Origin of the sequence: Marinobacter sp. LM1, assembly GCF_042763285.1 — a bacterium.
GTDB classification, from domain to species: Bacteria; Pseudomonadota; Gammaproteobacteria; order Pseudomonadales; family Oleiphilaceae; genus Marinobacter; species Marinobacter nauticus.
Map to the genome: position 1 here is coordinate 2526037 of NZ_CP114373.1, position 19900 is coordinate 2545936.

Below are 19900 nucleotides of genomic sequence, written 5' to 3' on the forward strand. Positions count from 1 at the left end.
TGGATGATGAGCCGTGAGCAAAATTTTGTATTTACTGCTGGTGAGTATTTTGGTGGCTGGGTGTAGTGGCAAAGCCGTGTATGACAATATTCAGCGGAACAACCGACAGGAATGCGTCAGCGTGCCACCCGCTCAGTATGAAGAATGCATAGAACGTTCCAGTAAGTCATACGAAGAGTACAAGAGGGATCGAGCAGAGGTGCTCAAGTCCGAATAATAGTGCTTCTGGCCCTCACGCCAGCGCTATGCACAGGGGGATATCAGTGCCATTGTTTGAAACAGAGAGATTGCTTGCAAGGAAGCTATCCCATCAAGACATTCCTGTGCTCACCGCAATGCTCAGTGACCCCGAAGTCATGAAGTTTTCCGTTCGCGGAATTTGTGACGAAGAAGCTACCAGAAAGTTCGTTGATTGGTGCCTTGAGTGTTACGCCTCTCATGGAATCGGGCCATGGGGTTTGTATGAGAAAAAATCAGGCGAATTTATCGGCTTCTGTGGCGTTGGGCCGGAGTTGGTTGGCGAGGTTGAAGAAATCAATCTGGGTTATCGACTGGCGCGCAGGTTCTGGCATCATGGGTATGCGACAGAAGCTGTCAAAGGTGTTCTACAGTATGCTTTCGGGCAAAAACACTGTGAGTCGGTCATTGCTATTATCGAACCGGAGCACACAGCCTCCATTAGGGTGACGGAGAAGGTCGGGTTCGGAGACTACTCGCTTCACGAGTTTCATCACCGGCCGGTGCGGGTGTATCGAATGACGCGCGAACAATGGGCATCGCGGAACAAATTGTTTTAGCCCGTCGAAGCATTTTCCTCTGCCGCTTCGACCCGATTTCAAAGCCGCACATGCTGCGGACATTACACATTGCAGGAGGCATCGTGATAGTCATCTATGGAATCAGAGAACATCTCAATCCGATCAAGGCTCAGCTCTCCGAGGTCATTCACGGATGCATGCAGTCCGTACTCGGTATGCCGGAAGACAAGCGGGCTCATCGTTTTATCCCCATGGAACCCGAGGATTTTTATTATCCCGGTGGCAGAACGCCCGCCTATACGGTCATTGAAATCAACATGATGCAGGGGCGAACGGCCGAGACCCAAAAAGCTCTGATCAAGGAGCTCTTCCACAAGCTTGAGTCCGTGGTAGGCATCTCACCCGTGGACGTTGAGATCACAATCAAGGAACAACCGCCCCACTGCTGGGGCTTTCGTGGCATGACCGGAGATGAGGCACGTGACCTTAAGTATTCGGTAAATGTGTAACAATGTGCGCAAAGCCACCCATTTGCTTCTGGGACTTCACCGCCGTTCGAGAACAATTCAAGTCTTGGGAGCTAGGTACGGAACGGAATTCCAATGAACCTGAAAAACCACTTTGAACTGCTCGCCAATTATAATCAGTGGATGAACCCAAAGATCTACGATGCGGCCGCACAGCTTTCGGCCGATGAACTGGCGAAAGATCGCGGCGCCTTCTTTGGTTCTATTCTGGGAACACTGAACCATATCCTCGTCGGAGATACGATCTGGCTCAAACGTTTTGCTAACCATCCTTCGTGCAAGGACTCGCTCCGGGAAATCACTACCCTTGATAATCCGACAAGCCTTAACCAAATTCTCTTTGGTGATATTGCGCGCTTAACGGAACACCGGACCTGGTTGGATTGGCAGATTATCCATTGGATTTCCGAGTTAACCGAAGACGATCTCGCTGTCACTCTCAGTTATCACAACACCAAAGGGATTCCGGCCAGTAAACGGTTTTCAAGCCTGGTGCTTCATTTCTTCAACCATCAAACCCATCATCGGGGGCAAGTGTCAACTTTGCTCTCCCAGGCAGGGGTGGTTATTGGGGCGACTGATCTGTTGGTTCAAATTCCCGAAGAGTCTCAGGCATGACCCATCGCTTCAATTCTGCAGCCTGTCCTGCGGCACCTCAGTCCCGCTATGGACACCAATAAGGACAGCTTGTGTCTGAGCCAGCGCCTCTAGTCAGCATCATCACCCCTACCTTCAACCGTGAGCGAACCATCACGCAAGCGGTCGAGTCTGTCTTAGCCCAATCCTATCCCCACTGGGAGCTCATCATCGTTGATGATGGCTCCCGGGATAACACCCGCGAGAAGCTGGCCAGTTACTTGGGTGATGAACGCATCCAATACCATTTTCAGGAAAACCAGGGTCAGAGTGTTGCCCGCAACCTGGCGCTTCAATATGCCCGGGGCGAATTGCTGTGTTTTCTGGATTCTGATGACCTGTGGGTGCCTGAAAAGCTGGAACGGCAAGTGGCGCTGATGCAGGCTCACCCGGAGGTGGATGTCCTTCACAGTGATGAAATCATGATCGATGAACAGGGCCGGGAGTTGTCCCGCAAGAATATGCGCCGGTACTCGGGCCGGATTGCCCGCCAGATGCTGGTGGACAACAGCGTGAGCATCAACACGGTAATGGCGCGGCGGGAATGTTTCGATGCCATGGGCGGGTTTTCCGGCCGCTACGGCGTCGCCGACGACTACGACATCTGGCTGCGTTTTTCAGCCCGTTTCACCTTCCTGTATGTGCCCGAGTACTGGGGTTATTATCGGGTGATGGCAGACCAGATTTCCAGAGACAAGAAGCGCCGATTTGCCGCTAACGAAGCGATCATTCGTGATTTTATCGAGGAATACGGAAGTACACTCAAACCCGGTGACATCCGCTGGGGCCTGGCCCGCTTCTACTGCCGGAAAGCCCGTCATTTTGCAACGATTGGCAAATCTGGGACGGCCTGGGGCGCGGTCGCTCAGGCGTTGCGGTATGCTCCGCTGGATTCAGTGGTATGGCGAGCCGTTTATCGGGTGATCTTTCCGGGCAAACGTGGCTAAAGCAATGAACCAAACACGATGGCAAACCCTGATGAGCGCTCTGGGGCTCCCGCCTTCAGAAGAGTGTTATCACGCACTCCATGCCGCCTACTCAGAGAAGCACCGGTTCTACCATACCGTCAATCACATTGATGCCATGCTTACCCACTTTGACGGCGTAAAGGAAATCGCTGAAAAACCGGAAGAGCTGGAGCTGGCCATCTGGTTCCACGATGCCGTCTACAAGCCCCTGTCGAAGACTAACGAGCTGGACAGCGCAAACTGGGCACAGGCGTTCCTGACTGCTCACAGTTACGGTAAGGCAGGCATCGAGCGCGTGCGCAACCTCATCATGGCCACCCTGCACAATGGCAACGTAAAGACGCCGGACGAGCAGCTGATTGTAGATATCGATCTTGCCATTCTGGGCGCCCCGCCTGAGGTGTACGATCAGTTTGAGCGTAACGTACGCAAGGAATACAGGCTGGTGCCCGGGTTTATCTACCGCAAGAAGCGAAAGGAGCTGCTTCGGTCCTTTCTGAGTAGTGGCAGCATTTACAACCTTGAGCTGTTTCAAGAAAGATACGAAGATCAAGCAAAACAGAACCTCCGCAGCGCCATTGGCACGTTGTAGACTGCTCTGCTTAATCAGCGGATAAAAAGGACTTTCCATGACTCTCGGATGGGTAATTGCCGGCACAATCGGCCAGGTGCTTCTGGCCTACATGCTGTTTCTGCTGGGTGTATTCGGTTTCAGCGCCGTAGGTAACACCCACCGCCCCACCCCGTTCGATTTCTCGGTCCTTAACTCGGCCCTGTATGCAGCGCCTGCAAGCTGTCTGATCAGCGCGGTAATTGTGATTGGTCTCTACCGCTCTGGCGCGGGTGAAATCTCCTATCTCTGGTACGCAGTGCCGATTCTGTTATTTGCAAGTTATTGCCTTTACGTCAAGCTGTGCATCAAACGCCAGTGAGTGGCGTCGTGTCGAGAATCTTCAATACCGGCTCGCCCGCAGTCAGTATTGTGAAACTCCAACATCATTGGAGGAGATGAACGATGACGGCACGCGCGAACTATATCAGCCTGGCACCCAAAGCCATGCAGATCCTGTTGGATCAGGAAGCCTATCTGAAAGAGCAGTTCAGCGAATCCAACATCCTGAGCACGGCGTTGTGGGAGCTGCTGAAGCTACGGGTATCGCAGATTAACCAGTGCGCCTTTTGTGTGGATATGCACAGCAAGGATGCCCTGGCCCAGGGCGAAACGGTTGAACGTTTGATTGGCTTGAGTGCGTGGCGGGATATGCCGATGTACTCAGCCTTAGAGCGCGCGGCTCTTGAGTGGGCGGAGCACCTTATTCAAGGCAAGCCGGTGGACGACCACTGCTATGACAAAGCGGCAACGGCCTTTGGCGAAAAAGGGCTGGTTGATGTAACCGTCGCGGTGAACGCCATAAACAGCTGGAACCGGATCGTCAAAACCTTCAAGCCAGAGGTAGGCAGTTATAAACCCCAGTAACCTTCGCAAACCTGCATTCGACTTTCAGTTGTCCTGTCCATCGGGCCCGCTGTCGGCCTTTGTTCAGGGGCTTTGGTCTGCGACCGTCTCTGAATCGGCAGCAGAACCGGTGGTAAAGCTGCTGCATTCTGAGGCGTGCAGCAGCATCTGGTTTAATCTCGCAGGGGACGTACGAATTGGGGGTACAACAATTCCTGAAGGGGTTGTTGTGTTGCCGGTTGAGAAGGTGGCCGCCCGGGTATCACTGGCGCCGGGATCAGAGCTCGCGGGGATTCGCTTTCAGCCTGCCATCGGCTATGGCCTGATCCGCCAGCACTTTGGCCGGCCCACGGTACTGACCGGCGACCCGGGGCAATTGCCCGGTCTCATTCCGCTCTTTTCCCGCCTTAAAACCTGTTGCAACAACGTAAGCCGCGTGAGCACGATGCAGAGCTGGGCTGAGAACAACTTCCGGCTAACCCGGCTCATTCCCGGCGCTCTGCAGCAGGCTCTGGACTGTATAAGAGACGATGCGGAACCGGGCTCGCTCACGCAACACCTGGAAATCAGTCAGCGCCATGTGGAACGCCTTTTCAAACACTGGATGGAAATGACGCCCAAACAGTACCAGCGCATTCTTCGGGTGAAACGGGCCATCAATTACATTCGTGAGCATGGCCAGGTTAACCTGGCCGAAGTCGCTCACCAGTTCGGCTTCAGTGACCAGGCCCATATGACCCGGGAGTTTCGTACGATTGCGCGCATCACGCCGGGCCAGGTGTAATCACTGAAAATGAGGCATGAGGACTGGAATCTCCCCGCTTATTTTTCGTAGCCTGTTATCAGGTTCATTGGCAGCCTCCCGACCAGGTCAGATCAGCAAATCAGGAGTTGTATCTCATGAAGGGAATCAGAAGCGCCGGCGCGCTTATTATCCTCACGTGTCTCTCGGCACTGACTCAAGCCGCCACCGCCGTCGAAATGGCCAGGCAAGCGTATTTCCTGATCGAGCGCGACCCTCTCGATCTCGATCAACGAGATGAAGCCAGTTACCTGATTCAGCGCGCCAATGTGTTGGACGGCGACGAGCCATGGGTGGCGGTTGCCCAATCCCGCCTGACTCTGGTGAGCGGCTACAAGGTTGGGCAACGACACGATCGCCGGGCCTACGAAGAAAGCGCCGTCAGCACCGCAAGGCAACAGGCAGAACGCGCAGTTCGTAATGGGCCGAACCTGGCCATGGCACACGTTCAGTTGGCCATGGTGCTCATTATTCAAGGCGAACTGCGTACGGCCTGGGATCATTTGAATACCGCAGACTCACTGAATGAACAGAGCTTCTACCCCTGGTACCTGCGGACGGTTATCGCGATACACCACAAAGACGAAAAATTCGCCGCAGAGGGTTTCAAAGAAATCGAGAGCAGAGCATCCCAGAAGTATCAGAAACGCCTGTTGCTTCATGAGCGCATGCGGTTGGCCAAGGCCACTAAGAACCTCGAGGAGCGGGATCGGCTGCATCGCAAAATGATCGAGCTGGACCCTGACTATGCCTACGCCTGGGGCAATTACGGTTCATTTTTACTTGGCCAGAAACGTTACCGGGAAGCCGTGCATAACCTGGAGCGAGCCGTAGAGTTGAAACCCTACGGGCTCGCGGTGAGCCAGTTAGCGGAGGCACGCAGGAAGCTGAATCAGGCGTTTTGATTCGTGGCCAGTCTGCTTGCAAACGATGCATGCTAATGTGCAGGCTTTTCTAATCGGCCGACGTAACTTGCGGCGGAATTTAAAACAGAATAGCTTGAACATCTATGGTTAAACCTTGAAAGGAGCTCAATCATGCAAAGGATCGCATCACTCAAATTCGGTTTGCTCGGCCTTACAACGCTGTGCCTGCTTCCAGGCATCACCCAGGCCGGCGGCCCGTCTCCCGAACACTACCTCAAAAACAGCCCGATGGTATTGGAGGTTCGCTATTGCGAATGCCAGGCCACAGAACCAGGCCAGGCTCCCACCGAATTACGCCCGGCGTTTCTGGAACAATCGCGTCTACTGAAAGTTGACGTAGACCCTGACGGCAAGGGCTTTGTGTCGTCACCTGAAATAACACTGGACTTTGAACTAAGAGCCCTGCCGGAATCCCCCGGGGATTTCACGTTCACCTTTGCCGGCGAATATGAGACCGGGCAGCAAAACAGCGCTGCCACTGGAAAGGTGTCTTTGAAGGATGGTCACTGGCTAAATCTGTTCGGTTCAGAGCAGAACCAGAATAACGATACGCAGTATCTCGATGTTGCGGTGCGCCTGGTGAAGGCTGACGATTCCTGAGAACAGGATCAAATGCCGTTGAGCCTGTGACGGATTCCGGGCGTAAGGTGTAAGTGAAGTCCGAATACTTGCATTCACCTAAAGCAATCGAGCCGGAATCCTATGCACCGCTTTTCGATCTGGATCATCACATTGGTAATGGCCTTGCCCGCGTTTAGTCGCGCACAGCCCGATTCTTGGCAGGCCCGCGTTGAGCACGAGGCTGCCCGCATTGATCGTCTGCATACCCTGATTGCCGTTCATAAGGGCCAGGAAGTGTTGGCGCTGGATTTGAAAAACCAGGGCCTGGACACACCCACCAACATTAAGTCGTTGTCGAAAACTGTTCTTGCTGCCCTTGTAGGTATCGGTATTAAAAAGGATGTGTTTGAAGGCACTGAGCAGACGGTGATCGAAACACTGGGCGAACGTGTCCCGGCCTCAGCGACCGACGGAGTGGAACAGATTACACTGGGCCATTTGCTGTCTCTGCAAGCGGGACTGCAACGGACTTCTGGCGCCAACTACGGGCCCTGGGTAACCAGCGACAACTGGGTAAATCACGTGCTGACCCGCCCTTTTGTTGATGAGCCTGGCGGGCGTATGCTGTATTCCACCGGTAGCAGCCACCTTCTCTCGGCAGCGCTTACGGTCAGCACAGGCAGAAGCACGCTGCAAGTGGCTCGGGATTGGTTGGGAAAACCACTTGGTGTGTCTATTCCACCCTGGGACAGGGAACCACAGGGAATCTATTTCGGCGGCAACAATATGCGCCTGTCTCCGCGCGATCTCGCGAAGATCGGCGAACTGTATCGCAATGACGGAAGTGTGGGTAATGAACGCCTGTTCCCGGAAGATTGGGTAAGCGAATCCTGGACCGCCCGGGGCGAGTCAGCCTACACTGATGATCCCTACGGTTACGGCTGGTTTATCCGCCCGCTGGCAGGCGAAATCGGCTATTACGGCCGAGGTTATGGTGGCCAGTTGCTCTACGTACTTCCTTCCCTGGAGCTAACGATTGTAATGACGTCAAACCCGTCTCCGCCTTCACCGGGTTCAAGTTTGCTGCGCCGCCAGTTTCAGCTGATTGAAGAACACGTTATTCCGGCTTTTGCCCCCTAGTGATGCCTTACGGCTTCTCACTTGGTACCCTTGCGACGTTGCCATTACGTCAGATTCAAGAGGATTCGAGGTTTCACCCTTGCCAGAACTGAAAACTGTCGGTCTTTTTATCATTACGGCGCTGGCTGAAATAATTGGCTGCTACTTGCCCTACCTCTGGCTGCGGGAGGGTAAATCCATCTGGCTGCTGCTACCCGGCGCCCTGAGCCTGGCGGCATTTGCCTGGTTACTGTCGCTGCACCCGACGGCAGCCGGCCGGGTATATGCTGCCTACGGTGGAGTGTATATTTTTACCGCCATTCTCTGGCTCTGGGCCGTTGATGGTATTCGACCCACAACCTGGGATCTGGTTGGATCCGGCGTCGCGCTTATTGGCATGGCCATTATCATGTTCGCGCCCCGCTCCGCTTAACGGAAATTCTTCATGGTTAAATCGATCGCTTTGGCGGTGCTTCTTGTCCTGCTTCTGGCTCTGATTGTTTTTCAGTACGCCATAACCTCTGTGCCCAGCCTGGAACCACCCATCACCGTGAGTAATGCCCGGCGCGTCGATGACAACAACTCCTTGCTGGTGTCGCTCACCGGAAGCGATGGACAACGTTTCACCCTGGGGCTACGGGGCGATATTGAAGAGAAACCGGAGGAAACCGCGCTGTTTTTCATCAGCCGCCCGAATCTTGTGCCCTACGTGTACTGGCCTGGATTCCGCAGTAATGACGAAAAGCGGGTTCTGAATTTGCTGGCTTCTTGGGAAAAAAACCGAAAGGCGCCTTCTGAAGATTCAGAACACGCGGCGTATCAGATTTATTCAGTGTTAAAGGATCGAAACTAACCCCGAGCCCTAGTGTCCCGTCTGGCTAATTCCTTAACCTACTGAGCTTCTGAAAAACCGAAGAGCTAGGCGTGCTGGTGAAGGTTTGGTGGTTCCAAATCGAGCCAGCAGAACGACGTTCTTCGTTTTTTCAGAAGCTCCCGGAGGGCTTGTCTCTGAGGACTCTGAGCCCTGTGTTGCCAGTCCTTGATGTGGAACCACCACATCTGCAGACTGGCGCCTTGGTCAGAGGCCTCAGAGGCAAGCAGTAGATTAAGGAATTAGCCAGACGGGACACTAGCCCGGGGTTAACTTAAAGCTCAGGCTTACGAGCAAGAGCCGCAGCAGGTACCGCCCTCGCCGTGCCCACCCTTTTTTGGCTCGTCGTTCTGCGTCTCCGCAATACCACTTGCCTCGACGTGTTCAACGCCATTGCTTTCAGTTTCTGCGTCTTCTTTCTTGAAAATATTCACGAATGACAGGGCCATCTGGATACCTCGGTTTGCTACTGGATTTAACATTCATTTTTTATGAATGTTATTGGGTGGACATCTATTTGGTCAAGCGATTTACACCTCAGGTAACGTCAAATTTGATTCCGGTGCCGGAGCCTCTATACAGCGTTATGTGTAAAACAATACCATCGGGGTTTCCCCTAGACTCAGGGAACTCGACGGAAGCCGCACGGATTCCAGGCAGGCTTGCCTGGTTCAATTATTTCAAAGGAAGAAGCCACTACTATGAAAACCATAGGTCTCATCGGTGGAATGAGCTGGGAATCCAGCCAAACCTACTATCAGTTGATCAACCAGAGAGTGCGAAACGAGCTGGGCGGGCTGCACTCAGCGCGACTGGTTCTCTACAGTTTGGATTTTGCCGAGATCGAAGCCCTGCAACATCAGGGGGACTGGGCGGCGACCGGAGAAATTCTTGGTGCGGCCGGCAAGGCGTTGGCCGCGGCAGGTGCGGATTTCATTGTGTTATGCACGAACACCATGCACAAAGTGGCAGATAGTATTGAGAAGGCTTCTGGCCTGACCATGCTTCACATTGCCGATGCGACAGCTGATGCGCTTCATCGCGACGGCATCGATTGTGTTGGCCTTCTGGGTACGAAGTTTACGATGGAACAGGCGTTCTACAAGGAACGCCTGGAGAACCGGGGCATTCGCGTACTGGTGCCGGATGATGCCCAGAGGGCATTGGTGCATACGGTCATTTATGACGAGCTATGCCGTGGTATTATCGGCCAGCCTTCTAAACAGGGCTATCTGCAGGTGCTGGACTTACTGGCCGCACGAGGAGCGCAAGGCGTAATACTGGGTTGTACCGAAATCGGCTTGTTGATGCAGCAGGCTGATACTGCCATTCCGCTTTACGACACCACCCGCATCCACGCTGAACAAGCCGTGGCGCACGCTTTAGCGTGACCAGCGAGCCGTTTCAGCCGCCACAGTTTAGCTCCTCATTCACTTGGTGATGGTATTAACACGTTCTATGAAAAGCTGGCTACTTCTCGGCCTGGCCATTGTGGCTGAAGTGATTGCGACCTCGGCACTGAAATCCAGTGACGGATTCACCCGCCTGCTGCCAAGTGTTGTGGTGGTGATCGGGTACAGTGTGGCCTTCTATTTTCTGGCGCTGGCCATCAAGGTGATTCCAGTGGGGATTGCCTATGCCGTCTGGGCCGGGCTGGGCATTGTATTAATTTCGCTCATTGGTTGGTTACTGCTCGGTCAAAAGCTGGATTTTCCTGCGGTTGTCGGTATGCTGCTGATTGTAGCTGGCGTATTGGTTATCAACCTGCTTTCCAACACAGGTGCACACTGAACCGACATGAGTACCGTAACTTCGATCACCATTCGTAAATACCGGATTCAGGATCTGAGCCCGGTGGTTCGCCTGTTCACCGATTCCGTGCACGAGCTCACGGCAGGCGCCTACGACGAAACCCAGCGCTATGCATGGGCTTCACGCACACCCCATCTGGATACCTGGCGCGAGCGCCTGGAGTCTCTGGAGACCCTGGTGGCAGAAGAAGGCTCAGATCTCGCCGGTTTCATTTCCTATGAAAAAGATGGCCATATCGATCTGGTATTCACCGCTCCCAACTACGCCCGTCGCGGCATTGCTTCTGCCCTTTATCACGAGGCAGAACAGCAGCTCAAAGAGCTGGGCGTAACAGAACTCAAGACCGAGGCCAGCGTGGTCGCCCGGCCCTTCTTCGAGCGCCACGGTTTTGAGGTGGTGGATGAGCAGCGAGTCACGGTGCGTGGCGCCCAGTTTCTGCGTTATCTGATGCGCAAAAAACTCGACGCCTGACCTGGATTCAAGCGGGCTCTTCGGCCAGAGTCCGCACCCGCTCAAAGTCCTCCTCGGTAAACACACCATTCACGCCAGATATGGCGGCCAGCTCCATGCCGTGCTTGAGCCCGAGCTTGTAGATCTCCCGCACCTTCTCCCATTCAATATTTCGGCCGAGAGTGAAGTTCTCGAATCTTGCTTCCAGCGCCAGCACAATCGTCTCCGCCAGACAGGCGTAGGCGATGCCCCGGGGCAAGCCGATGTCCTTCATGCGTACGTCTCCCGGTAGCTGGATTTCCCCGGATTCGATCACCAGCACATCCGGCCGCTTCGCCACATCTTCCGCCGGAATATCCAACGGCCGCGCCACGTCGGTGATCACACAGCCTGGCTTTACCTGCATGATATCCAGGATGCGTTTACCGGCCCCGGACGTAGCGGTAACCACCATATCCATTTCTGAAAGATCCCGATCCATGGTGGCAGAGACGTGAACGATGGCCCCCGGTGTTTCCAGTTCGATGCTTTCCTTCAGTGCCAGTAACTTCGCCGCCTCCGGAGCAACCATGTGGATTTCATCCACGGCTTTGGCCAGCAGGCGCGCGCACACGGAACCGATGGCGCCTGTGGCCCCGACTACCATCGCCTTACCCGCCATTTTGCCGCTCTTACCAATACTCACGCGGCCGACTTTTTTGGCGGCATCGTGGGCGGCCCAGAGCGCGCCGGAGGCACTGTAGCTGTTACCCGTGGTGATCGGTAAAGGTGCGCGTTTGGCCACAGTAATGCCGGCGTCCCCCACCACTTTGGTGAAGGCACCCAGCCCCATAATCTGGGCCCCAAGTTTCTTGGCCAGTTTTGCCGCCGCCAACAACCGGCTGTAGGTAAACTCCGGGCCGTGGGCCATGATTTCCCTGGGTGTGCCGCCTACGGTGATGAGCCATCCCTCGGCTTCATCTCCGGTGGGGGATTTGATGCCGCTCACCTTGGAATAAATGAAAGGCGGTGTGTAAGCCACAGCCTTCTCCACCAGGTTCATCACGGTGGGTGGAGAGACATTGGCAATCCAGTCCAGTGGTGGGGTTTTGGTCAGGTACTGCTGAGACAACGGATGAATCACGAAGGCGAAGCGGTTTACCCGCCGATAACCGTTGGGGTAAAGAATCCGCGGCTCAATTCCCAGGGTCTGAATAACATCCAGGAAGTCGTCTGCGCCCAGCTGCTCCGGCGTGCGGGACATCGCCGCGCTGATCATCGCCTCCATCACATTCACGCCCACGGGTCGACCTTCCAACCAGGGGCTGTAGTCCACCACCATGGCCACCTTGCGGGAGCGAAACCAGTCCAGGGCGGATTCGGTGACCCGGGAGGTGATCACGGTTTTACCGTCCAGCTCTTTCTCCGAGAAGGCCTCCAGATCGCCCATGGCTCCCACAATCACATGGGAGTCCTTTACCGACTCATGCAACGAGCCACGAATGAGCTTCTCGCCCATGCGGTAAATCGGTGTTTTGTGAAGCGCTTCAATGAGCTTGACCGCTGCCGGGCGGAAGGTCACCGGGGCTGTTAACGAGGTATAGGTTTCCAGCTGGCGCAGGGAGGTAAGCAATCTCGGTACGCCGAAATCCAGATAGGGATCGGCAAAAAACAGGTTGTCGGTGTGTTCAGACAACGCCTTGGCAATTCGGTAGCCGGCCTGGCCGTTCAGAAACAGTACCCGGGCGTTGTCAAAAAAGTGCCCCAGCTCAGTCTGCGTATGGCGTACCGCCCATTCCTGTAAGATACCCCGGAGGCCGGCACCGGTCGTCACCGGTTTGTCCGGAATACAGGCCTCAAGGCGAGCCGTATCGGGATGTTCCAGCTGTTCACGGCCCACCTGGTAGTGATCATGAATCATGCTCAGGCCAATGGCATCGGCCTCCCCGCAAACGGAATCCAGCACCGCCTCAGCACGCTCCAGGTTGCCATCCGTGCCTACCCGAATAATCCGGAAAGGCTGTTCCAGGAATGTGGTTTCCAGTTCGTAATCGTATTCCGATGATCCCTGGCTGACACTAACGACCGTTTTCATGGCGCGGGCATCCTTGTTGTTTTGTTATGCAATCAGTTTAGAAGATGGAGCGCTCAGCTGCTTTAGCTCAGATCAAATAGCAGGCACAAAATAACCGGCTAAACTCATGCTGTGTCGAATCCTCAAACCCCAGTCCGATTCAGGGAGGCTCCATGACCATTCAGGAAGAACTCAACGCCACCATTGCCGATCTGGTGCAACCGGGCAAAGGTATTCTGGCCGCAGACGAAAGCTCACCGACCATTGCCAAACGCTTCAAAGCCGTAGGCGTTGAATCCACGGAAGCCACGCGGCGCGAATACCGAAGCATTATTTCTCCACGCCCGGACTTGGCGACCACATCAGTGGCGTGATTCTTTACGAAGAGACCCTGGAACAACTGAGCCTGGAAGACGTTGCTATTCCCAAGCTCCTTGCCAGCCAGGGCATGGTGCCGGGTATCAAGGTCGATCAGGGCAAGGGGCCTCTGGTGAATGCTCCTGGTGACGAGATTACCTACGGGCTGGATGGCCTGGCTGCCCGGCTTGAGCACTACAAGGCCATGGGTGCCCGCTTCGCCAAGTGGCGGGATGTGTTCCATATCTCGGATACCCTGCCCTCGATCCAATGCCGAGGTGCTGGCCCGCTATGCCGCCGTGTGCCAGTCGATGGGTATTGTGCCGATTGTTGAGCCGGAGGTACTGATTGACGGAAATCACACCATTGAGCGGGCTGCAGAAGTTAGCGAAGACGTATTGCTGGAAGTGTTCAAGGCCCTGCATCGGCACCGGGTGAACCTGGAATGCATGGTGCTGAAGCCCAGCATGGTGATACCGGGCAAGGAATCCGGCAAAGCCACACCTGAACAGGTTGCCGAAGCGACGCTCAGCGTTTTCCGGCGAGTGGTGCCGCCGGCTGTGCCGGGGATTTTCTTCCTTTCCGGAGGCCAAACGCCGGAAGAATCCACCGAAAACCTCAATGCTTTGAACAGCATGGGCTACCATCCCTGGGAGCTGAGTTTCTCCTATGGCCGGGCTCTGCAGGAACCTGCCCAGAAAGCCTGGGCCGGAAAGCTGGAGAATGCAGGGGCAGCACAGGCGGCCATGAAAAAACGGGCCAGGCTCAATGGAAGCTGATAATTAGGCTGCGTTGGTGTGGCGCTGCGGCAGATCTAACGTCTGATCCAGACAGGCCAGCATCGGCGCTACTCCCCGGATTTTACGGGCCTGGGGCCACAGCGCCTCGGCCTCTTCAAAACCCTGGCGCAGGTAATTGAGCCATTGCTTGATCCGGCCGGTCACATATTTGTCTTCCAGGCGGGTTTGCAGGGCGGCCGCGTATTCCCGCACCAACACGACAGCCTCTGCCCAGCTCATGGGGTCCCGTGTTTCACCGCTCTGGGAGGCCTTGATCTGGGCCGCCAGGTCTGGCCTGGCGATCAGGCCACGGCCGATCATTACATCGTCGCAGCCGGAGACTTTCCGGCAGCGCCAGTAATCGTCCACGGTCCAGATTTCGCCATTGGCAATCACATGGCTGTTCACGGCTTCGCGTACCCTGGCGATTTCTTCCCAGTAGGCGGGCGGCTTGTAGCCATCTACCTTACTGCGAGCGTGAATGACAATCTCAGAAGCACCGGCCGCTTCCAGAGCCTGGCCACAGGCCACGCCCATGGAACGGTCGTCGTAACCCAATCGCATCTTGGCCGTTACCGGAATATCCGCAGGCACGGCTTTACGAACGGCCGCGGTGATTTCATACATCAGCTCGGGCTCGCGCATTAGCACGCAACCACCTTTGTGTTTGTTCACGGTCTTGGCCGGGCAGCCGAAGTTGATGTCCACCTGTCCTGCTCCCAGCTCCGCAGCCTTGGCACCGTGACGGCCCATCATGTCGGCGTTGGAGCCCAGCAGTTGGACGGCCACGGGTGTACCTACCTCGGTGAGCGCACCGTTGTATAGCTCCGGAGCGTACTTGTAGAAAATCCGGGGCGGCAACATGCCGTGGGTCACGCGAATAAATTCCGTCACGCACCGGTCAATCCCGCCGACCTTGGTCAAGGTTTCACGGATAGGTGCGTCGACCAGCCCTTCCATCGGGGCAAGGATGATTCGCATGAAGGCTCCAGAAACTGAGAGGAGTGAATCAGAGTGCGGCTGATCAAAAATCAGGCGGAGCCGATTGTAAGGAATTCGGGAGAAAATAGGTAGCCGGGCATCCCGAAACAGGATGCCCGGCTGGGGGCTTCTCACAACGTTACCGGCAGATTATGCCTGTACGTCAAAACGGTCGTTGTTCATGACCTTGGTCCAGGCAGCGATAAAGTCCTTCACGAACTTCTCGCCGTTGTCGTCCTGGGCGTACACCTCTGCGTAGGAACGCAGGATGGAGTTGGAGCCGAACACCAGGTCTACCCGGCTAGCGGTCCACTTGGTCTGGTCAGTCTTGCGATCGCGGATCTCGTACGTACCGTTACCCACTGGCTTCCAGCTGTAAGCCATGTCGGTCAGGTTCACGAAGAAGTCGTTCGTAAGCTGGCCTTCGCGGTCTGTGAACACACCATGCTTGGTACCGCCATGGTTGGTGCCCAGCACCCGCATACCGCCGATCAGTACCGTCATTTCCGGTGCAGTCAGACCCATCAGCTGGGCGCGGTCGAGCAGCAGCTCTTCCGGCTTCACGATGTAGTCTTTCTTCTGCCAGTTCCGGAAGCCATCGGCTACCGGCTCCAGGTACTCGAAAGACGGGGCATCGGTCATCTCATCGGTTGCATCGCCACGCCCCTTCAGGAAGGGCACGCGAACCTCGTAACCGGCCGATTTCGCTGCTTTCTCGATACCCACGCTACCGGCCAGGACGATCACATCGGCCACGCTGGCACCGGTTTCAGCAGAGATCTGCTCGTAAACCTTCAGCACTTTGCTCAGACGAGCAGGCTCGTTGCCTTCCCAGTCTTTCTGAGGTGCCAGGCGGATCCGCGCACCGTTGGCGCCACCACGCATATCAGAGCCGCGGAAGGTACGGGCGCTGTCCCAGGCGGTGCTGACCATCTCACTGATGCTCAGGCCACTGTCCGCAATCTTCTCTTTGACCACTTCTTCGCAGTAGTCGGTGCTGCCAGCCGGTACCGGATCCTGCCAGATCAGGTCTTCTGCCGGGGCTTCCGGGCCAATGTAACGGGCCTTGGGGCCGAGATCCCGGTGAGTCAGCTTGAACCAGGCACGGGCGAAGCAGTCCTTGAAGTATTCCGGATCTGCCATGAACTTCTCACAGATTGCACGGTACTTCGGATCCATCTTCATGGCCATGTCGGCATCAGTCATGATCGGGTTGTGGCGCTTGGACGGATCGCTGGCATCCAGCGGCTTGTCCTCTTCCTTCATGTTGATGGGTTCCCATTGCCAGGCACCGGCCGGGCTCTTCTTGAGCTCCCACTCGTAGCCGAACAGAAGGTCAAAGTATCCCATATCAAACTTGGTCGGATGAGTCGTCCAGGCCCCCTCAATACCAGAAGTCACGGCATTGGCAGCTTTACCCTTCATGTTCGGGTTACTCCAGCCAAAGCCCTGCTCTTCCACATCAGCCGCTTCCGGCTCGGGCCCGAGGGCACCTGCGTCACCGTTACCGTGACACTTACCAACAGTGTGGCCACCAGCCGTCAGGGCTGCGGTTTCTTCATCATCCATCGCCATACGGGCGAAGGTGACGCGCACCTGCTCACCGGTCTTGATCGGGTCCGGCTGGCCGTTCACGCCTTCCGGGTTCACATAGATCAGGCCCATCTGAACCGCTGCCAGCGGATTTTCCATGGTGTCAGGCTTTTCTACGTCGCCGTAGCGCTCGTCAGAGGGAGCCAGCCACTCTTTCTCGTTACCCCAGTAAATATCTTTTTCCGGGTGCCAGATGTCCTCGCGGCCAAAGGAGAAACCGTATGACGGCAGTCCCATGGACTCATAGGCCACGGTACCGGCCAGGATGATCAGGTCGGCCCAGCTCAGCTTGTTGCCGTACTTTTTCTTGATCGGCCACAGCAGGCGGCGGGCCTTATCAAGGCTGACGTTATCGGGCCAGGAGTTCAGCGGCGCAAAGCGCTGGTTACCGGTGCCACCGCCGCCACGGCCATCCTGGATACGGTAGGTGCCCGCTGCGTGCCAGGACATACGGATCATCAAGCCGCCGTAGTGGCCCCAGTCTGCCGGCCACCAGTCCTGGCTGTCTGTCATCAGGGCGTGCAGGTCTTTTTTGACGGCTTCGAAGTCGAGCTTTTTGACTTCTTCGCGATAGTCAAAGTCTTCGCCCAGGGGATTGGTCTTGCGATCGTGCTGGTGCAGGATGTCGAGGTTCAGCGCCTCCGGCCACCAGTTCATGACATCGCGATTTTCAGTTGAATTAGCACCGTGCATAACCGGGCACTTACCACCAGAATTCGTCTCACTCATCGTACTCTCCTGCTTCTGCGTCATTGGCAAAAAGGCGTTTATTATTCAAGAGCAACTATCAATATAGATCATTCACAGTTGGCTGCTTGAATGTTTCCTACCGCCAGAATAGTGAAGGACTATCGACTCTCCCGCTTCACTGGCAAATCTGTAACTCACTGGGCAATCGCATAATTCCCGCAGTAATCCGCCAGAATTCCCAGAGAGTCACTCCATGCTACCGATGTGAGATAGGACAACGCTGACATAGGGCAACTCCTGTGTTAACGAGAACACCGTTACCTTACCGCCGACGCCATCAAGAGAAACAATTAATTAAAAATAAATTTACGAGAGTTTTTATTTATCACCTAAAGGCGTTCGATAGAGGTGAACTTTCCGGCATCGTCAAACAGGATACGGAAGCTGCCACGTACGCCGTCGTTGAGGAAAAAACGGGAGAGGATACGGGCCGGGAAGCGGACAGAACGTCCGTCCCGGGCCCTGGTGTGAACATCGGTCGCCACGCCCTGATAAAGCTTGATCCACTCATCAGGGCTGATGCTGATGTCCACAATGATCTGCTGCATTGGCGATGCCTGGCTCAGTTGGCCAGTTCAAGCAGCAGACGGTTCAGGCGGCTTACGTAGGCGCCCGGGTCTTTCAACTGTTCGCCGCTGGCCAGAGTGGCCTGGTCGAACAGAACGGCAGAAAGCTCCCTGAAGCGCTGTTCGCCCTGCTCTGTTTCCAGTCGCTGCACCAGCGGATGATCCACGTTGATTTCAAAGATCGGCTTGCTCTCCGGCACTTTCTGGCCGGCAGCTTCCATGATCTTCTTCATCTGGGCGCCCATATCGAACTGCCCCACCACCAGGCAGGCCGGTGAATCGGTCAGTCGGTTGGTTACCCGTACTTCCTGCACCTGGTCTTCCAGAGCGGTCTTGATGCGCTCCAGCAGATCCTTGTGCTCTTTGGCGGCTTCTTCCTGGTGCTTCTTGTCTTCCTCGGTTTCCACTTCACCCAGGTCGAGATCACCACGGGCCACGTCCTGGAACTGCTTGCCGTCGTATTCGCTCAGATAGCCCATCATCCATTCGTCGATGCGGTCAGAGAGGATGAGTACCTCGATCCCTTTCTTGCGGAACACTTCAAGGTGCGGGCTGCTCTTGGCGGCGGCAAAGTTGTCGCCGGTGATGTAGTAGATCTTGTTCTGGCCTTCCTTCATCCGGCTGATGTAATCATCCAGAGAGACGTTCTGGGTGGCTTCGCCGGTATGGGTGGTGGCAAAGCGCAACAGTCCCGCAATTTTTTCGCGGTTGCTGAAGTCCTCTGCCGGACCTTCTTTCAGCACGGTGCCAAACTCATCCCAGAAGCCCTGGTATTCATCGCCGTCTTTCTTGGCCAGCTTGGACAGCATGTCCAGCACCCGTTTGGTCATGGCGGTGCGGATGCTCTCCACGGTGCTGTCGTTCTGCAGGATTTCCCGCGATACGTTCAGGGACAGATCGTTGGAATCGATCACGCCCTTGGCGAACCGCAGGTACAGCGGCAGGAACTGTTCTGCGTCGTCCATGATGAACACGCGCTGCACGTACAGTTTCAAGCCACGGGGCGCTTCCCGGTTGTACAGGTCGAACGGCGCGCGCTTGGGGATGTACAGCAGGCTGGTGTAGTCCAGCTTGCCTTCGACCTTGTTGTGAGACCAGGTCAGCGGGTCTTCAAAATCGTGGGCGATGTGTTTGTAGAATTCCTTGTACTCTTCGTCTTTGATCTCGGTACGAGGCAGCGTCCACAGGGCGGTGGCATCGTTCACCGTCTCTTCTTCGCCCTTTTTGTCCTCTTCCTCGGATTCGGACTTCATCACCACCGGGAACGAAATGTGATCAGAATACTTTTTCACCAGGCTGCGCAGTTTCCAGCCATCGGCAAACTCTTTATCCTCGGCTTTCAGATGCAGCACGATTTCGGTACCACGCTGCTCACGTGTCGCCGGCTCGATGGTGAACTCGCCATCGCCCTTGGATTCCCAGTGCACGCCGTTGTCGGCAGGCTCGCCCGCCTTGCGGGTGAACACTTCCACTTTGTCCGCCACGATGAACGCGGAGTAGAAACCAACACCGAACTGACCGATCAGCTTGCTGTCTTTTTTCTCGTCGCCAGACAGCTGCTTGAGGAACTCGGCGGTGCCGGACTTGGCGATGGTGCCCAGGTTGGCAATCACATCGTCGCGGTTCATGCCGATGCCGTTGTCGGCGATGGTGATGGTTCCGGCGTCTTTGTCGTAGTCCAGGCGGATTCTGAGGTCGGAATCGCTTTCGTAGAGTTTGTCGTCTTTCAGGGCGGCGAAGCGCAGTTTGTCTTCGGCGTCTGAGGCGTTTGAGATGAGCTCACGAAGGAAGATCTCTTTGTTCGAGTACAGAGAGTGGATCATCAGGTGAAGCAGTTGCTTCACTTCGGTCTGGAATCCCAGGATCTCTTTGTTGGCTTCTACCGTCATGGCTGGTTTGGTCTCCTGCTGTGTCACAAATAAAGAAACAGTTCGA

The 19900-nt window shown here is 55.6% G+C and carries 22 protein-coding genes and 1 pseudogene; 17 read left to right on the plus strand and 6 right to left on the minus strand.

Features of this window, described 5'->3' with window-relative positions:
- Nucleotides 1-263 precede the first annotated feature (263 nt).
- From OZ656_RS11860 to OZ656_RS11920, 13 genes are all read left to right on the plus strand, one after another.
- Nucleotides 264-797, plus strand: coding sequence for a GNAT family N-acetyltransferase (locus tag OZ656_RS11860; RefSeq protein WP_303292728.1), 534 nt, complete (start codon nucleotides 264-266; stop codon nucleotides 795-797).
- Complete coding sequence (locus OZ656_RS11865) at nucleotides 770-1267, plus strand: tautomerase family protein (protein WP_303292729.1); 498 nt, start codon at nucleotides 770-772, stop codon at nucleotides 1265-1267. Before OZ656_RS11860 ends, OZ656_RS11865 begins: the two co-directional genes overlap by 28 nt.
- Before the next feature lie 93 nt (nucleotides 1268-1360).
- Nucleotides 1361-1903, plus strand: a complete 543-nt coding sequence (locus OZ656_RS11870; RefSeq protein ID WP_379944520.1) for a DinB family protein — start codon at nucleotides 1361-1363, stop codon at nucleotides 1901-1903.
- 71 nt (nucleotides 1904-1974) lie between these two features.
- Nucleotides 1975-2868, plus strand: a complete 894-nt coding sequence (locus OZ656_RS11875) for a glycosyltransferase (RefSeq protein ID WP_303292731.1) — start codon at nucleotides 1975-1977, stop codon at nucleotides 2866-2868.
- A 4-nt stretch (nucleotides 2869-2872) separates the two neighbouring features.
- Nucleotides 2873-3481, plus strand: coding sequence for a hypothetical protein (locus tag OZ656_RS11880; protein ID WP_303292732.1), 609 nt, complete (start codon nucleotides 2873-2875; stop codon nucleotides 3479-3481).
- A gap of 37 nt (nucleotides 3482-3518) precedes the next feature.
- Complete coding sequence (locus OZ656_RS11885) at nucleotides 3519-3821, plus strand: hypothetical protein (protein WP_303292733.1); 303 nt, start codon at nucleotides 3519-3521, stop codon at nucleotides 3819-3821.
- Between the two features lie 83 nt (nucleotides 3822-3904).
- A complete protein-coding gene (locus OZ656_RS11890) occupies nucleotides 3905-4366 on the plus strand; it encodes a carboxymuconolactone decarboxylase family protein (protein WP_303292734.1) in 462 nt (153 codons plus the stop codon).
- 208 nt (nucleotides 4367-4574) lie between these two features.
- Nucleotides 4575-5129, plus strand: coding sequence for a helix-turn-helix domain-containing protein (locus OZ656_RS11895; protein WP_379944521.1), 555 nt, complete (start codon nucleotides 4575-4577; stop codon nucleotides 5127-5129).
- Nucleotides 5130-5245: 116 nt separating this feature from the next.
- Nucleotides 5246-6052, plus strand: a complete 807-nt coding sequence (locus OZ656_RS11900; RefSeq protein WP_278350878.1) for a tetratricopeptide repeat protein — start codon at nucleotides 5246-5248, stop codon at nucleotides 6050-6052.
- Nucleotides 6053-6184: 132 nt separating this feature from the next.
- Complete coding sequence (locus OZ656_RS11905) at nucleotides 6185-6673, plus strand: hypothetical protein (RefSeq protein ID WP_278350877.1); 489 nt, start codon at nucleotides 6185-6187, stop codon at nucleotides 6671-6673.
- 102 nt (nucleotides 6674-6775) lie between these two features.
- A complete protein-coding gene (locus tag OZ656_RS11910) occupies nucleotides 6776-7774 on the plus strand; it encodes a serine hydrolase (protein WP_278350876.1) in 999 nt (332 codons plus the stop codon).
- 79 nt (nucleotides 7775-7853) lie between these two features.
- Entirely contained in the window at nucleotides 7854-8186 is a 333-nt protein-coding gene (locus tag OZ656_RS11915; protein WP_278350875.1) for a YnfA family protein, read from the plus strand.
- Between the two features lie 12 nt (nucleotides 8187-8198).
- Entirely contained in the window at nucleotides 8199-8606 is a 408-nt protein-coding gene (locus tag OZ656_RS11920; RefSeq protein WP_278350874.1) for a hypothetical protein, read from the plus strand.
- 305 nt (nucleotides 8607-8911) lie between these two features.
- On the opposite strand, the gene OZ656_RS11925 is transcribed toward OZ656_RS11920, so the two are convergent.
- A complete protein-coding gene (locus OZ656_RS11925) occupies nucleotides 8912-9073 on the minus strand; it encodes a CCGSCS motif protein (RefSeq protein WP_022992530.1) in 162 nt (53 codons plus the stop codon).
- A 252-nt stretch (nucleotides 9074-9325) separates the two neighbouring features.
- On the opposite strand from OZ656_RS11925, the gene OZ656_RS11930 reads away from it, so the two are divergent.
- The 3 genes from OZ656_RS11930 (at nucleotide 9326) to OZ656_RS11940 (ending at nucleotide 10907) form a co-directional block, all read left to right on the plus strand.
- Nucleotides 9326-10015, plus strand: a complete 690-nt coding sequence (locus OZ656_RS11930; RefSeq protein WP_278350873.1) for an aspartate/glutamate racemase family protein — start codon at nucleotides 9326-9328, stop codon at nucleotides 10013-10015.
- 67 nt (nucleotides 10016-10082) lie between these two features.
- Nucleotides 10083-10415 carry an SMR family transporter gene (locus OZ656_RS11935; protein ID WP_113879638.1) on the plus strand — a complete coding sequence of 111 codons (333 nt, stop codon included), beginning with the start codon at nucleotides 10083-10085 and terminating at the stop codon, nucleotides 10413-10415.
- A gap of 6 nt (nucleotides 10416-10421) precedes the next feature.
- A complete protein-coding gene (locus OZ656_RS11940) occupies nucleotides 10422-10907 on the plus strand; it encodes a GNAT family N-acetyltransferase (RefSeq protein WP_014421789.1) in 486 nt (161 codons plus the stop codon).
- Between the two features lie 7 nt (nucleotides 10908-10914).
- Here the strand turns inward: OZ656_RS11940 and OZ656_RS11945 are convergent, their stop codons facing one another.
- Nucleotides 10915-12960 (minus strand): dehydrogenase, encoded by a 2046-nt coding sequence (locus OZ656_RS11945; RefSeq protein ID WP_278350872.1) that lies wholly within the window; start codon nucleotides 12958-12960, stop codon nucleotides 10915-10917.
- Nucleotides 12961-13112: 152 nt separating this feature from the next.
- On the opposite strand from OZ656_RS11945, the pseudogene OZ656_RS11950 reads away from it, so the two are divergent.
- Nucleotides 13113-14075 (plus strand): annotated as a pseudogene (locus OZ656_RS11950) (class I fructose-bisphosphate aldolase).
- Between the two features lie 3 nt (nucleotides 14076-14078).
- On the opposite strand, the gene OZ656_RS11955 reads toward OZ656_RS11950, so the two are convergent.
- The 4 genes from OZ656_RS11955 to htpG form a co-directional block, all read right to left on the minus strand.
- Entirely contained in the window at nucleotides 14079-15056 is a 978-nt protein-coding gene (locus OZ656_RS11955; RefSeq protein ID WP_278350871.1) for a tRNA-dihydrouridine synthase, read from the minus strand.
- Nucleotides 15057-15206: 150 nt separating this feature from the next.
- Nucleotides 15207-17378 (minus strand): catalase/peroxidase HPI, encoded by a 2172-nt coding sequence (katG, locus tag OZ656_RS11960; RefSeq protein ID WP_273031551.1) that lies wholly within the window; start codon nucleotides 17376-17378, stop codon nucleotides 15207-15209.
- A gap of 350 nt (nucleotides 17379-17728) precedes the next feature.
- The gene (locus OZ656_RS11965; RefSeq protein WP_014421794.1) at nucleotides 17729-17947 is read right to left on the minus strand and encodes a DUF2835 domain-containing protein; all 219 of its coding nucleotides are present in this window, start codon (nucleotides 17945-17947) and stop codon (nucleotides 17729-17731) included.
- Nucleotides 17948-17961: 14 nt separating this feature from the next.
- Nucleotides 17962-19854: a molecular chaperone HtpG gene (gene htpG, locus OZ656_RS11970; protein WP_278350869.1), complete on the minus strand. Its 1893-nt coding sequence runs from the start codon at nucleotides 19852-19854 to the stop codon at nucleotides 17962-17964.
- Nucleotides 19855-19900 lie beyond the last annotated feature (46 nt).

What these genes read in the sequence shown, in the direction of transcription:
- OZ656_RS11865 (WP_303292729.1), top strand. Translation starts at nt 770, where the DNA reads ATGGGCATCGCGGAACAAATTGTTTTAGCCCGTCGAAGCATTTTCCTC.
- OZ656_RS11870 (WP_379944520.1), top strand. Translation starts at nt 1,361, where the DNA reads ATGAACCTGAAAAACCACTTTGAACTGCTCGCCAATTATAATCAGTGG.
- OZ656_RS11880 (WP_303292732.1), top strand. Translation starts at nt 2,873, where the DNA reads ATGAACCAAACACGATGGCAAACCCTGATGAGCGCTCTGGGGCTCCCG.
- OZ656_RS11885 (WP_303292733.1), top strand. Translation starts at nt 3,519, where the DNA reads ATGACTCTCGGATGGGTAATTGCCGGCACAATCGGCCAGGTGCTTCTG.
- OZ656_RS11890 (WP_303292734.1), top strand. Translation starts at nt 3,905, where the DNA reads ATGACGGCACGCGCGAACTATATCAGCCTGGCACCCAAAGCCATGCAG.
- OZ656_RS11900 (WP_278350878.1), top strand. Translation starts at nt 5,246, where the DNA reads ATGAAGGGAATCAGAAGCGCCGGCGCGCTTATTATCCTCACGTGTCTC.
- OZ656_RS11905 (WP_278350877.1), top strand. Translation starts at nt 6,185, where the DNA reads ATGCAAAGGATCGCATCACTCAAATTCGGTTTGCTCGGCCTTACAACG.
- OZ656_RS11910 (WP_278350876.1), top strand. Translation starts at nt 6,776, where the DNA reads ATGCACCGCTTTTCGATCTGGATCATCACATTGGTAATGGCCTTGCCC.
- OZ656_RS11920 (WP_278350874.1), top strand. Translation starts at nt 8,199, where the DNA reads ATGGTTAAATCGATCGCTTTGGCGGTGCTTCTTGTCCTGCTTCTGGCT.
- OZ656_RS11925 (WP_022992530.1), bottom strand. Translation starts at nt 9,073, where the DNA reads ATGGCCCTGTCATTCGTGAATATTTTCAAGAAAGAAGACGCAGAAACT.
- OZ656_RS11930 (WP_278350873.1), top strand. Translation starts at nt 9,326, where the DNA reads ATGAAAACCATAGGTCTCATCGGTGGAATGAGCTGGGAATCCAGCCAA.
- OZ656_RS11935 (WP_113879638.1), top strand. Translation starts at nt 10,083, where the DNA reads ATGAAAAGCTGGCTACTTCTCGGCCTGGCCATTGTGGCTGAAGTGATT.
- OZ656_RS11940 (WP_014421789.1), top strand. Translation starts at nt 10,422, where the DNA reads ATGAGTACCGTAACTTCGATCACCATTCGTAAATACCGGATTCAGGAT.
- OZ656_RS11945 (WP_278350872.1), bottom strand. Translation starts at nt 12,960, where the DNA reads ATGAAAACGGTCGTTAGTGTCAGCCAGGGATCATCGGAATACGATTAC.
- OZ656_RS11955 (WP_278350871.1), bottom strand. Translation starts at nt 15,056, where the DNA reads ATGCGAATCATCCTTGCCCCGATGGAAGGGCTGGTCGACGCACCTATC.
- katG (WP_273031551.1), bottom strand. Translation starts at nt 17,378, where the DNA reads ATGAGTGAGACGAATTCTGGTGGTAAGTGCCCGGTTATGCACGGTGCT.
- OZ656_RS11965 (WP_014421794.1), bottom strand. Translation starts at nt 17,947, where the DNA reads ATGCAGCAGATCATTGTGGACATCAGCATCAGCCCTGATGAGTGGATC.
- htpG (WP_278350869.1), bottom strand. Translation starts at nt 19,854, where the DNA reads ATGACGGTAGAAGCCAACAAAGAGATCCTGGGATTCCAGACCGAAGTG.